The organism is Pseudomonas sp. SA233 (assembly GCF_054792385.1).
Window position 1 is genome coordinate 223,253 of the sequence record NZ_CP096450.1, and the last position, 12,066, is coordinate 235,318.

Below are 12,066 nucleotides of genomic sequence, written 5' to 3' on the forward strand. Positions count from 1 at the left end.
CATGAGCGCTACTGAAGACCTCTTCAAACCTGACAATCCTTCTTGGAATGAACGGCCCAAGGAGACATTTGACCACTGGATCAGCCAGCAGGCGGGCAGGGGCACCTCTGCCCGCATCCGAGTGTCATCCGCGGAGGTGTACCGAGCGCAATGGGGCCGATTCGTCGACTGGATTGAGCAAAAAAGCATTAAATTAGACGAAGTGGATGCAAGCGATGTTTCAGACTTCCTCGATAGCCTAACCCCGGAGATCGAGAAGAACGAAAAGCGAGTGAACAATAGGCCGCAACGCGACCGCTACCGTAAGCTCATCCAGCGCGTATTGGCCGACCTCTTCAAGGAAAGGGAAGCGCCAGGCTTCCTGAACCCCGCGGCGCAGGCATTGAGGGCTGAAGGGGTCAAATGGAAGGATGTTGACGGCAACCTCCCCACGAGCTTTCTGCGGCCCCAGGAGGCTGAGTTGCTTGCCAATCTCCTGGTGGCGCCGTTGACGGCGCAAAACGACCGGGGCCGCTGGCGCGAGGCGCGGGACCGGGCCATGGTGGGCCTATGTGTCGGGGCTGGTCTCAAGGTGCAGGACATTGTTGGCCTGACTGTTAATTGCATCACCCCACAGGCCGCCCCGTGGATCACCCTTTCCTATGCGGATTCGAAGTTTGAGCACCGGACCAAGCCATTCGACTATGCCGCCCGGGCCCTGGCCACCTGGCTGCACATCCGCCTGCAGGCTGGTACCGAAGGTGACCTGGTGTTTCCCAGCGACATCACGCCAGTGATCAAGAACGGTCGGACAATCACCGCGATCAACCCGTCGACGGTGAACCGCATCACCGAGGCCGTGATCGTCGAGTCCGGGGTGAAGGCCATTCGCGATCCTGAGCATCGAGCGAGCCCGCAGACCCTGCGTAATACCTTTGCGGCTGAGCTGTTCGAAAGAGGGGAAACGCCGGCCCTGGTGGCGGAGTGGATGGGCTTTGCACAGCCCGTGTCGGCCGAGAGGCTTTATGAGTCCTGGAAGCTGTGGCGGCAGACCACCAAAGGCACAGAACAGGGGGAGTAAGTGGGGCTAGGCAGAGGCGTGATCACCTCCGCCCAAAGGGCAGCAGACGCTTACGCGGACTGAGGGGCCTCGGCCTCCACGTCGCACACGCTGAGGCACACGTGGCCAACGGCTGACGCATTCAAGGCGATGCGGACTTCGCGGCAAATATCCTCATGGTAGGCATCCCGCACTTCACGGAAGGCCGAGACCAATGCGACGAGGCCGATCAGGGGAGCAAGCACGTACCGCGCCAGCTCAATGATTCTGGTCAGCGCCGCGGTGATGTCGGCAGGGCTAGCAGTCTGCAATGCTGCGAGGGTACTGGTGAATGCTTCGGGCTCCAACAAGACCGCAAGCAGCACCACGCCCATAACGGCCGCTGGCAGGGCTGCAACAGCTCCCCGCAGAGTTCGAGTCAAAGCGCTCATCACAACGATCAGGGCTTTGACGTACGTCCGAGGATCTCGCCGCACGCGGTTTCGCATCTCTTGGTACTTCTCCATCGAGAGAGAACCCACCCCGACACCGTTGACCTCCGCCCTGACTTGCTTCTCGCTCATGCTCATATCCTGTGCTCCTAAAGGGGACTAATGGTCGGCCGCATGACCAACCCGCACAGGATATCATTTAAAATACAAGCGACGTATGTGTTCGCGTTATAACACTCAGGCCCGGCGGGAGAGACGCGCCCGATACACGAACGCCAGAAACCACAAGGCCCACTACGAAGTAGCGGGCCTTGTGGTCGCAAGTTCAACCTTTCGGTTGATTTTCCCAGCCTTTCAGGAGATTGGGTCGGTTGAGGCTTGATCGCCTACATGAGGCCTATTAAACACGGAACATCGCGCCATTGCAACACGAAACTATAAATTTCTCCGGCGCAGCGTTCAGTGGGTAGCAAGCCCGGAATTTCGGGAGATTCCCACCACAATGCTCACCTGATACGCACCCATCATGGCCCGCAGTATACTGACAGTATCGGAATAGACAAACGCAAACCGAGCATTCAAAATCATTCGACGTATAGATACGCGTTATTGGGTGAGTCAGTATGACCTGACCTCACCGATGACCATCAATCGTTGTTTCTCCAGCAAGGGTCAAATCATGAAGCTGTTCTACTCCGATCAGATCTCCGAACCTCAGGGGGGGAGCCCTTACACGGCACTCGCGGCATTCATTGCCGGTTATCACCTCATCAGCACCGTGTTGGGTATGTTGGTCGGCGGCCCCGCCGGCGCAGCTCTAATGAGCGACTGGGGAACCGCAGCTTTCTTCCTGGCCTTTTTCTGTACCAGAGGGTTCCGAATCCGGATAGGCAAGTTAAAAACAATCCTGGTGCTGCTGGTGGCCATTGCAGCTCTGGTGTTGGCTGAGTGGTTTACCCATCAGATATGGCCGCCTGCGCCGGAGCAAGCCAAAAGTTGGGCTGGTGTTGCGTGTAGCGTAGCCATGCTCGCACTGGCCAAGGCGCTTCAAGTCTTGGTGTGCCGGTACATCTGGCCAGGCTTCCGAGCAACGCTCGCAGATTGAGCTCACCAGGCTCTCATAACCACCGAATTCGCAATCCGGACCTTGCAGGTGGCCAACACCTGCATCCATCCAAGAGGGACAATGATGGCCACCATACTCTCCCAGCAACAGCAGCAGCGTCGGGAGCATGCCGAGCTCAGCATGCAGCCCATCAGCCGGGAAAAGCCTCCAACCATCAGCAAAGAGTCGACGCTCTGCGAGGTGTTCATCAAAGAGTTCAACCAGATCCCGGGGTGGACGTGTTACCCCGAAGCGGCGGGGTTCGATGTGCTGGTGGTGCACGACGATGGCCGTCAAATTGGCGTCGAGGCGAAGCTTTCGCTGAATGCCAAAGTCGCCGACCAGATCCTGCCCAACCACGGGGACGATTTTTGGGAAAGCCCGGGGCCAGATCATCGCCTGGTCATCGTCAGCAAAATTACCGATGCCAGTGCCGGCATAGCCAAGATGCTCCGTCGGCTTGGTGTCAAAGTACTCTGCCCCTATGAATCATGGACAGCGCAGGGCTATGTGCACACGTTCGGACTTGATCATCGGCTCTTCTACGCAGAACGCAGTGCTGCCTCTGATGAACGCATGTTCGACTGGTCGCCTGCAGAGCGCTGCCGAGTACCCTCCATTGTTACAAACCTGCCAGCAGGGGTTCCATCACCTTTGCGGCTCACGCCCTGGAAAGAATCGGCACTGAAAGTAGTGGTCCTCATGCGCAAGCAAGGGTTCATTACCGCCAAACAAATCGCGTCATTCGGCATTGGCGTCAGCGCGTGGACCCAGCCGTCAGGTAGTAAGAGACCGTGGCTAGCTAAAGGCGAGGTCCGCGGTCAGTGGGTTGAAACCGAGCATATGCCGGCCTTCGACAAACAGCATCCTGATATGTACGCCAAGGCGCTTACCGAATTCGAAGCCGAGGCAGGGCAGAGCAAGGTGTCTCCATGACCAGTTCAATATATTCGCGTGCGCGAAAGACGGCCGGCGAAGTCGGATTTTGGGCAGTGCTAATCTGCAGCATCTTCGTGTACCCGACAGAGCTCAATGAGCTGCTGGGTATTTCGTCCCTGCTGGCGCCTGGTGAACTCTTGAATGGGCCCAACGACTGGACACTGTTGGTGCGAGCTAGCCTTGGTCTCGTGGTTGGCGTGGCAGTAACAATCATAGTGTGGAAGCTGCTGGCGGTACTGCTCCCAATGACGGTACAGCATCAACCTGCTGAAGACGGCGGCTCCGGTCAAGGTGAGTGAAATGGCGCTCTTGCACTCATAGACGCTGATGGAGCTGCCCATAATCTGATTCGTAAATCTGTCGAGCCGTTTGCCAATGATCAGAGCCAGGCATGAGCAAGCTATGACCGCACTTTGCTCAATACATCCTCGATCCAGCCTGGCTCACCATATGCCGGCCGGGCGAACGGCTTCCAGTTTTCAGCCTCCTCGATCGCGACAGCCAAGCCCGCAGCGGAGATTTTGAAGCTGAGCTTTCGCCTATCAGCTACCAGAAGCCCCTTGTTCGCTAGTCCACGGGCGATGCCTAGCACGACCAGGGGAGGGGGATAGTAGCTTCGCCCGATCCATGGTTCGAACGGATCGAGGTACTCAGTGGGCTGCTGTTGTCCCTGGTGCAGAATGCGCAGGGCAGTAAGCGACATCGGCTTGCTGGCCGCGTCAATTTTAGACTTCTGCATTGGCAGGCCTTTGAGCACCCTGGCTACCCTCCTGCCGTCAGTTGTGAGCCTGACAAATAGAGAGAGCAGGTCGCCCATGCCTATCGGCCGGTGATCCGTGCTCAACAATCCTCGGTTTTCTAGGGAGTGCCACGTTGAGCCGGCGCCATGACCGACCAGCTTCATTTCAGCGAGTGCGTATCGTAATGGGCCGTCGTACGTCATCTTTCGGACCCGTCCGTCAGGACCATATTCCAGCCACCGCCATTGACTCGCTGGAGCGGAGCCTGGCCCAGAGTTCACTTCCTCGGCTCGCTGGTCTTCGTCATACGCCACAATGAGGTAGGCACGCTGGCGCTCGTTGAGTGATTCAGCGATCTCGGATATTCGGGTGATCAGCTTTTCTTTAGCCATGGCCCTGTTTCGATTCTTGGCACCTACTTAACTTAAGCACTGACGCTTGCCTTTGCCCCGCGGGCCGATCGCCGGCCTAGTCGAGATCGCGGTCTCCACCGCTCTCACCCGCTGCCACTCATACCTCCCTCCACTTTATTGCTCGATGCTCAACATCTCCATGGACCAGGTCATCGCAAGACCTGCTTCATCCAGGAGATCAGCATGTCCCAGAAAATCCAAGCAACTCAAACTGCAGTTCTGGTCGGTGACCGTGAGCAAGGTACGATGCTCGCTGCACTTCGCCACTACCAGGAGTTTCTCCGGAGTGGTGCGTCTGCAGCTCCCGGCCTGCTTGATATCGCAAGCAACGCCGGTCAGCTCACCCCCCTGTCAACCCAAGAGATCGAAGTGCTGTGCGAGAAGGTTAATTTCGGGTCGACCGTCAAGGAGCTCGAATCGTTCGTCGCCAACGCGAAAGCTAAGTGACGGGTGGCGGTATGCATCCCATCATCGAAGCCTCGCGATTGATGAAAGGCGCCCAGATCACCCGCAAAGCAGCAGTTCATGCCAATGGGGGCACCATCTTCCTCTGGGAGCTATCAACCGGAGACACGCTGGAAACCATTCGTTCAACGCATGGCTTCTGTTCAACCGCGTTGAAGGCCATCCCCTTTATCGAACGCGTCAATTACTACAGCGCCATGCGCGGCACCAAGGTAACGGGTAGCTACCAGCTACACGCTTAAAAACGCTCCATCCAACCCGGCCAAGCGCCGGGTTTTTTCTTGTGGATTTACGCGGGCATGAAACGCATCTCCCTAGGCAAGTTCAACGCCTGATGGCGGCACGGTGCCCCGGCACCTCACATGTATGGAGCAGGCGATGGCCACTCTCACCGCAATTCAAGCACGCAACAAGATTCAGGATCACCTGTTGAAGGGGGCGGGTATCTACGCCTACCACCCGCAGCTGGGTGAGCGCTACTTCAAAGCCCGTGTGTGTGACGGGAAGTTAGAGGTTTACAACGGCTACAGCTGGTTCGAGGTGCCTCGCGGTACGAAGTTCAACAACGGCAATGGTTCGGCGGGTGACTTGTTCACTTATTGATCTGCCAGCAAAAAACGCCTTTCAGGAGATACACATGAGCACCCGCACCCCTGTCGCAAAACTGGGCAAGACCATCAACGCCGCTTCAGTCGAATTCAAGGTAGGCCGCACCGTTTACCAGGTTGACGTACCTGCCGGCACCAAATGCTGTTACCTCGTAGGGGGGAGCAATGGTGGTCGCTGGGTCGTAGATGATCTGTCGTTCCTCAACCCCAACTCGACGCTGTATCACGATGCCGAGCACTACGGCATTCCAGTTCCGGCAGACAACGTAACGGAGGCACCTCGGCGCACGTAGTCGGCCGAGTTCTTGCGACTCACCAGCACAGCTTAACTGCTACACCGACACCCTCGAACCAATGGTTCGAGGGTTTTTTTATGCCGCCGACTGGGTCCGGGAACCGGGCGCAGGATGTAGCAGTCCACCCGTCGAGGGCGTTTCGCTTTCGAGGCCCCCTCCAGAGGCGAGTTCTGGCGCTAGAGGCAGCTGGCAATCACCACACACCAGGTTGTACTGGTCACCACCAAGGACAGATTTTTTGCAGCCCGCGCACGTGTATTTCGTTCGTGCCCAGGCTTGTTTTCTCGCACCTCGGCGCCCGCCGCCCGGACCGACCGCTGCAGCGAGTGTGATATCCAGACCTTGATCGAGCAGCTCACGAATGAGGAGACTCATTCCCCCGTTCTCAACCAGGTAGTGCGACACCTTTTGCCCGGTCATTCGACCACCCGGCAGACCGGTACTGGACGGTTGCAGGCCGATTTCAACCATCTTATCGGCCCAGACCTGGTCGTGATATGCCCGCCGCGGGGGCTGCCCGGCATGCTGGCGATACTGATGACAGGCTTGATGCGCCAGCGATTCGATCATCTTGCTGCTCGATAGGTGCGCCCCAATAGCGATCAGGTCGAGGGCCGGGCAGAGCTCACCACTCGGAAGAGCGCCAGGCCGATAGTGGCCATCGGATCCTAGCCGTGTCGAAAATCTGATTTCACAGCCAGGCAATGCCCCAGAAAAGAAGCGCTCGTTGATGACGCGATAGGCCTGGTGCAGCTGCTGCAACGGGTGAGATGGCGGCTGTACGGTTTCCATAACTCTCATTTAATACTAGCTGCGTATAGTCACGCGTTGTCGGTATTGTTAGTATATGTTCACACGTACACATAATCTATCTGCATCATTTCCAATTCTGAGGTTGACGATGAAAAAGCTCGCTGTTGCTATCGCTCTCGCCAGTTGCTCGCTGGCTGCATTCGCCCAGGCCCCTGCGCCCGCAGCAGAGGCGGCTCAGGCCCCTGCAGCAGCCGCTCCAGCAGCAGTTGCAGCGCCAGCAGCTGCCGCTGACATCGAGATCATGACCGTGATCAACACGCTCAAGAGCAAATACCCCTCCACCAACTTCACCAACGTGGAGCGAGCGCCGATCGACGGCATCTACGAGATCACCATGGGCAAGAACATTGCCTACACCGATTCCTCCGGTCGCTACCTGATGTTCGGCAGCATCTACGACATGCAGACCCGCAAGGACCTGACGGCGCCCAAGCGTGCTGCCGCCGAAAAAATCGACGTCTCGAAGTTTCCGCTGGCCGATGCGTTCACCCGCGTGAAGGGCGATGGCTCCCGGAAGCTCTACCTGTTCTCCGACCCGGATTGCCCGTACTGCAAGAAGCTGGAAACCGAGGTCCTCAGCAAGTTGGACAACGTGACCATTTACACCTTCATGTATCCGCTGGAGTCGCTGCACCCACAGGCTCGTGCCAAAGCTGAATCGGTCTGGTGCCTGCCTGAAGCTGGGCGTGCTGCTGCATGGGAAGCGTTGGCGCAAGGGACCCAGCCGCCAGCGAAGAATTGCGACAACCCAATCGAGCGCAATATCGCGCTGGCCGAAAGCATCGGCTTCCAGGGCACCCCTGCGATGGTGAGCGAAGACGGGCGGAAAATGCCGGGCCTGGTATCGGCCGAACGTCTGGAAGCCTGGCTCAACGGCGGCTCCTGATCCCCTCCGACAGTCTTCTCCACGTGGCCATTTCGATGGCCACGTTGGTTTTTGATCACCCGATCATCAAGAGCCCCGGGCTGGGCATTCTCATTGGAGTTGTGATGAAGCTACGCCGCTTATGCGTATCCGCTTTCTTTACCGCCCTCTACCTCGCGTCATCCACCCTTCATGCCGAAGAGCTCGGCAAGTACGGAAACACCTGGGAGATCCAGGAGCAGGATGCAATCGACATGATCCAAGGTCGGTTGAGAGCGATGGACAAGAAAGGCGAACTCGACAAGTTCTGGAACGACTACCGCGACAAGCAGTTGGCCGGAGCCGAAAACCCCAAGCCATTACCCGGCATTGGCCCCGTCGTTGAGCCACAGATCAGGATGTACGACCCGACCTACACGTACCCTGAAACCGTCAAAGACCATTTGGGCAACATCCTGGTGCCGGCGGGCACTCGCATCAATCCGCTGGACCACATCACCCTGAGCAAAGCGATCATCTTCATCGACGCCCGCGATCCCAAGCAGCTGCAGTACGCCAAGAAGCGTACCGACGAGCACCCCCGGGACAAAGTTGTACTGGTCGCAGGTTCGTTCCTGAAGCTCGATCGGGAGTGGGGGCGCCCGGTCTACTTCGACCAGATGGGCATTCTCACGAAGAAATTCGGGATCGAGCGCGTTCCCGCGGTCCTGACCCAAAAGGGTAGGGAACTCCAGATCGAGGAGTTGAAGCTATGAAAAAACTGCTTATGGCCCTGGGCTTTGTCGCAACGACCCTGCTCAGTACGGTCAGCTCTGCTGAAGAAGGCGTGTGCACCGGTAAATTCCCGAACCTGATCTCGGACGTCTGCTGGTCCTGCATGTTCCCGATCAAGCTTTTCGGTTCGACGGAGCTCATCTCCGATGGCCAGGAAGACTTCGACAGTGGCAACAAAAGCGCATTCTGCACGTGCGACAACCCGCCCAAGGTCGGCATTCCCACCTCGTTCTGGGAGTTCGACATGATGACCGACGTTACCACGGTACCGGGATGCTTCCCCTTGCTTGGTGGGGTGAAGGTCAACGTAGGCGTGAACGCAGATGCCTTCGGCTACATCTCTGACGATCAGAGCAGCGGCATCGGCAGCACCCGCGACTCGTTCATGCAGGTCAACTTCTATATCAACCCGGCCATGTATGTGATGGGCGCCATCCTGGATGACACGTGCATGGACAACCGCGGTATCGACGTGCCCTGGATGTCGTTCGCGGACCCCACCCACAACGATGACGAGCTCGCCGGCATCCTGACCCCCTACGCGTTCCCCTTCGGGAGCATGCTGGCGATCGGGGCCATGTCCGCCGATGCCGTTGCAGCGTCTGCAGGCTTCCCGCTGTCGACGATCTTCTGGGCCGCCGGCTCGTACGGCCACATGTACCCGTTGACCGGCCGTAACGAGGCCCACCTGAGCATGGAGCAAACCGCCAGGCTGCAAACCACGCGCATCCTCGCAAAACTGCACGCTGCTGGCACCCAATGGGCAGCAATGGGGGGTGACGCCATGTGCGGCTACTACCCGCAGATCATCATGGACAAGCGGCAGTACAAGCTGACTCGCCTCTACCCCAAGCCTGAGACCGCAAAAATCGCAGGCAAGTGCTGCTCCCCTATCGGGCGGTCGACCATTTTGACCGAATCGAACACTGAGTTCCCTCTCCCAGGATACAAGGACTTTGGCTATGGCATTTTCCGTAAACGCGACTGCTGCGGCGGCGCTACTCTTAGCAACTAGCCTCTTCGCCGGGCCTGCCGTGTCCCAGCAGCTGGAAATGCCTTCCAACGAAGCTATCCAGAAGATCATGCAGGAGCAGGCGGCATCTCGTAGTGCCGCTCTGAACGGGAAGATTGACCCAGTGAAGGCGGGCACGTTCAAGGCCACTGTACCGGTCATCGACGCGCCACCTCCCACCAAAACCGAGTCGCTCGACGACGTCATTGCGCGATTCAACGCTGCCAAGGACGGGAACAAGGGTGGCCATGGCGCGAACGACTTCATCATCTTCGTGTCGTTCTCGATGCCCAAGGACAAGCTTGAGCGACTGGCGCAACAAGCCCGCGAAACCGGTGCCGTCATGGTCGTGAGAGGGTTCAAGAACGGCTCCCAGATGCAGACCAAACAGGCTGCGCTGGAAGTGAATAAGGCCGGCGTGCCGTGGGAGATCAACCCCAATCTGTTCAAGGCCTTCAAAGTCGAATCGGTACCTACGTTCGTTGTGGCTTCTGCAGAAGCAGAGTCCGTTCTGGACGATGGCTGCTCACCAGATGCCACCTTCACGTCGATCACCGGCGACATCAGCGCCATGCTGGCCCTGGATACCATCCGCCTCCGTGCGCAGCCTGAGATCGCGAAGCTTGCTGAGGCCAGGTTGCAGAAGATCTACAAACAACAAGCCCCTGGCACCGTCCACTGACATGATCGAGCCCGGCATCACGCCGGGCTTCGGGAGAAACTATGCAAACCGAACTGACCACCATTGCTTGGGAGCCAGGCTTCAAACTCAACCTGAGTTCCTGGGCTGATTTGGAGATTGCGAAGCGTCGGGGAGAAGGCCCGGGCGAACTATCAGCTTGCGCGTTGAATTCCTGCATCTACTTCCAGGGGCGCTATGTCATGACCCGCGACCTGGTCGAGCACGTCGAAAAGGGCATCACCTGGAACGCGCAGGTTTATGAGGCGTGGAACTATGGCCGGTGCGAAGAAATTCACAGAATCTGCCGAGGGCTTTCACCGTCAGACGCCGACGCTCTGCTGCATGCCAGCGGGTATGCGGACGTCAGCCTGGATGAGCTCAGCGACGCCTCGGACGAAGCAGTCCAAGAGGCGTGGGACGCGCTGTACGGCGAGTAATAAAAAACCCGGCCTCAGGTGAGGCCGGGTGCTGTAAAACGTTAATCAGCTTGAGCCAAGCGCCCAGAACCGAATGCCACACGGCGGGCCACTGCATCCCATTCCTGCACAGTAACCAGCATGCTGGTGCGAGCCTTCTCGTGACCGTTTACCGTCTGGCGATAGTGCAAACGCACATGGCCAGGCGTGACGCTGGGATACCCTTCAAGCTCGAACACGTTACGGAAGCCGTCTACATCGATGTTGCTGGTGGTGTAGATCTGCGAAAAGAACATCCTGAAATAACCGGCCTTAGCCAGCATCACAGCAATCTCAACGATCAGTTTCAAGCGATTGCAGCACGCGCTGATGAACAGAGCGAGCTCAAGCGACAGAGCTTGAACTTTGCGTTTGCAAACATCGGTATCGATAGTCAGTTTCATGGTCATTCTCCCGGGGTGAGTGGCTAAGCCTTGCGTTCGCCTAGTACCCGGTAATGCACATCACGCGACTACAAATCTGATTACCCTTGTGCGGACTCCTCACCGCCCAGAGCTTCCATGAGTGCGGGCACGAGCTTTGACAGCACGCCGACGTAAGTCACGAACATCGCGCCAAAGGCAGCTTCTTCATCCTCCTCATCGGGAATTTCTTTGTTCACGCTCTCCAGGAATACGATGCGCTTGAGGGTCGACTTGTCGGTCAGGATGAAGGACACCTCTTCATTGAATGTCATGGCCAGCCGTACGGGGCGCCGACCTTCGAGCAAGTGCTGTCGGATCTCTTCGCGCTCCAGGCTGATCGAGGCGTAGCCGACCTTGGATTTTTCAAGGTCCAGCCCCTGCAGGTTGACCTCGCGGTCGACCGTGAATTCGTCGGGAGACTCGTTGTTCATCAACCAGGTGGCCATCGCTGAGGAGGGGTCCATCGCTGTTCGGATCAGCGATGCGGGTATGCCAATCGCATCATGGATTTGAGTAACGACATCATCGGCTTTCGCCGGTGAGCTGCAGTCAATGCCGATCAGGCCGGCCGCAGTGTCGATCCATACCTTCTCCGTGCTCTGTGCCTCGAATGCCCTGGGCAGAAGTTCGATAAACGCCTCTTCCTTCATGGCCTTGAGCTGGTCTCGGCTTGGCTTGTAGCCCTTTTCGGAAAGCATCTTCGCAGCCTTCTTTGCCACGTGTCGCTGCAACACCGGCTCGGGGATTTTCTTCTCTTCAAAGCACAGTGTCAGAAGTATCTGCTTCTGCACCTCCAGCACAAGGCCGCCCCCTACTCGCGGTTCTACCCACCCCTGAGTTTTGGTGACACTGCCTGCGCAGGGCGTGAATGCCCTTTTTTCCAGGCGCTTCGCAAGTTCGGCAGGCGCCAAGCTCCAGGGTTCGGTAATCCGGTAGAGGTGAAGGTTCGAGAACATGATGCAACTCACTCCTGGCCGGCTTGCTACCAGCACGATTTGGTGCGC

General features: G+C 57.8%; 18 protein-coding genes. 13 read left to right on the forward strand and 5 right to left on the reverse strand.

The features are described 5' to 3' along the window. The first annotated feature begins 1 nt into the window (after position 1). Complete coding sequence (locus M1D87_RS27635; protein WP_023662265.1) at positions 2 to 1,060, forward strand: tyrosine-type recombinase/integrase; 1,059 nt, start codon at positions 2 to 4, stop codon at positions 1,058 to 1,060. Between the two features lie 50 nt (positions 1,061 to 1,110). Here the strand turns inward: M1D87_RS27635 and M1D87_RS27640 are convergent, their stop codons facing one another. Then, positions 1,111 to 1,602: a hypothetical protein gene (locus M1D87_RS27640; RefSeq protein WP_169739406.1), complete on the reverse strand. Its 492-nt coding sequence runs from the start codon at positions 1,600 to 1,602 to the stop codon at positions 1,111 to 1,113. A 508-nt stretch (positions 1,603 to 2,110) separates the two neighbouring features. On the opposite strand from M1D87_RS27640, the gene M1D87_RS27645 reads away from it, so the two are divergent. From M1D87_RS27645 to M1D87_RS27655, 3 genes are all read left to right on the forward strand, one after another. Then, a complete protein-coding gene (locus M1D87_RS27645) occupies positions 2,111 to 2,575 on the forward strand; it encodes a hypothetical protein (protein ID WP_190295225.1) in 465 nt (154 codons plus the stop codon). Positions 2,576 to 2,656: 81 nt separating this feature from the next. Further along, positions 2,657 to 3,511: a hypothetical protein gene (locus tag M1D87_RS27650; protein ID WP_144000593.1), complete on the forward strand. Its 855-nt coding sequence runs from the start codon at positions 2,657 to 2,659 to the stop codon at positions 3,509 to 3,511. Next, positions 3,508 to 3,813 (forward strand): hypothetical protein, encoded by a 306-nt coding sequence (locus M1D87_RS27655; protein ID WP_144000594.1) that lies wholly within the window; start codon positions 3,508 to 3,510, stop codon positions 3,811 to 3,813. Before M1D87_RS27650 ends, M1D87_RS27655 begins: the two co-directional genes overlap by 4 nt. 101 nt (positions 3,814 to 3,914) lie before the next feature. Here the strand turns inward: M1D87_RS27655 and M1D87_RS27660 are convergent, their stop codons facing one another. After that, positions 3,915 to 4,646, reverse strand: a complete 732-nt coding sequence (locus M1D87_RS27660) for a hypothetical protein (protein WP_024717771.1) — start codon at positions 4,644 to 4,646, stop codon at positions 3,915 to 3,917. 204 nt (positions 4,647 to 4,850) lie between these two features. Between M1D87_RS27660 and M1D87_RS27665 the strand changes: the two genes are divergently transcribed. From M1D87_RS27665 to M1D87_RS27680, 4 genes are all read left to right on the forward strand, one after another. Further along, positions 4,851 to 5,114 (forward strand): hypothetical protein, encoded by a 264-nt coding sequence (locus tag M1D87_RS27665; protein ID WP_023662259.1) that lies wholly within the window; start codon positions 4,851 to 4,853, stop codon positions 5,112 to 5,114. A gap of 11 nt (positions 5,115 to 5,125) precedes the next feature. Beyond that, positions 5,126 to 5,374, forward strand: a complete 249-nt coding sequence (locus M1D87_RS27670; protein ID WP_031325018.1) for a hypothetical protein — start codon at positions 5,126 to 5,128, stop codon at positions 5,372 to 5,374. A gap of 136 nt (positions 5,375 to 5,510) precedes the next feature. Next, positions 5,511 to 5,735 (forward strand): hypothetical protein, encoded by a 225-nt coding sequence (locus M1D87_RS27675; protein ID WP_024717770.1) that lies wholly within the window; start codon positions 5,511 to 5,513, stop codon positions 5,733 to 5,735. Between the two features lie 34 nt (positions 5,736 to 5,769). Beyond that, complete coding sequence (locus M1D87_RS27680; RefSeq protein ID WP_023662257.1) at positions 5,770 to 6,033, forward strand: hypothetical protein; 264 nt, start codon at positions 5,770 to 5,772, stop codon at positions 6,031 to 6,033. A 78-nt stretch (positions 6,034 to 6,111) separates the two neighbouring features. On the opposite strand, the gene M1D87_RS27685 is transcribed toward M1D87_RS27680, so the two are convergent. Further along, positions 6,112 to 6,828 carry a SprT family zinc-dependent metalloprotease gene (locus tag M1D87_RS27685; protein ID WP_016486942.1) on the reverse strand — a complete coding sequence of 239 codons (717 nt, stop codon included), beginning with the start codon at positions 6,826 to 6,828 and terminating at the stop codon, positions 6,112 to 6,114. Positions 6,829 to 6,937: 109 nt separating this feature from the next. On the opposite strand from M1D87_RS27685, the gene M1D87_RS27690 reads away from it, so the two are divergent. From M1D87_RS27690 to M1D87_RS27710, 5 genes are read left to right on the forward strand one after another with little or no spacing between them, the layout of a single operon-like run. Continuing rightward, positions 6,938 to 7,735 carry a DsbC family protein gene (locus M1D87_RS27690; RefSeq protein WP_016486943.1) on the forward strand — a complete coding sequence of 266 codons (798 nt, stop codon included), beginning with the start codon at positions 6,938 to 6,940 and terminating at the stop codon, positions 7,733 to 7,735. Positions 7,736 to 7,770: 35 nt separating this feature from the next. After that, complete coding sequence (traW, locus tag M1D87_RS27695) at positions 7,771 to 8,469, forward strand: type-F conjugative transfer system protein TraW (RefSeq protein WP_023662255.1); 699 nt, start codon at positions 7,771 to 7,773, stop codon at positions 8,467 to 8,469. Then, complete coding sequence (locus M1D87_RS27700) at positions 8,466 to 9,503, forward strand: TraU family protein (RefSeq protein WP_016486945.1); 1,038 nt, start codon at positions 8,466 to 8,468, stop codon at positions 9,501 to 9,503. The genes traW and M1D87_RS27700 overlap by 4 nt, the downstream gene beginning before the upstream one ends. Continuing rightward, positions 9,451 to 10,182, forward strand: a complete 732-nt coding sequence (gene trbC, locus M1D87_RS27705) for a type-F conjugative transfer system pilin assembly protein TrbC (RefSeq protein ID WP_023662254.1) — start codon at positions 9,451 to 9,453, stop codon at positions 10,180 to 10,182. The genes M1D87_RS27700 and trbC overlap by 53 nt, the downstream gene beginning before the upstream one ends. Positions 10,183 to 10,223: 41 nt before the next feature. Then, complete coding sequence (locus M1D87_RS27710) at positions 10,224 to 10,619, forward strand: hypothetical protein (protein WP_023662253.1); 396 nt, start codon at positions 10,224 to 10,226, stop codon at positions 10,617 to 10,619. Positions 10,620 to 10,660: 41 nt separating this feature from the next. Here M1D87_RS27710 and M1D87_RS27715 read toward each other — a convergent pair whose 3' ends face one another. Together M1D87_RS27715 and M1D87_RS27720 are read right to left on the reverse strand one after the other, a co-directional pair. Beyond that, a complete protein-coding gene (locus tag M1D87_RS27715; RefSeq protein WP_023662252.1) occupies positions 10,661 to 11,041 on the reverse strand; it encodes a hypothetical protein in 381 nt (126 codons plus the stop codon). Positions 11,042 to 11,121: 80 nt separating this feature from the next. Further along, entirely contained in the window at positions 11,122 to 12,018 is an 897-nt protein-coding gene (locus M1D87_RS27720; RefSeq protein ID WP_023662251.1) for a recombination-associated protein RdgC, read from the reverse strand. Positions 12,019 to 12,066: the final 48 nt, after the last annotated feature.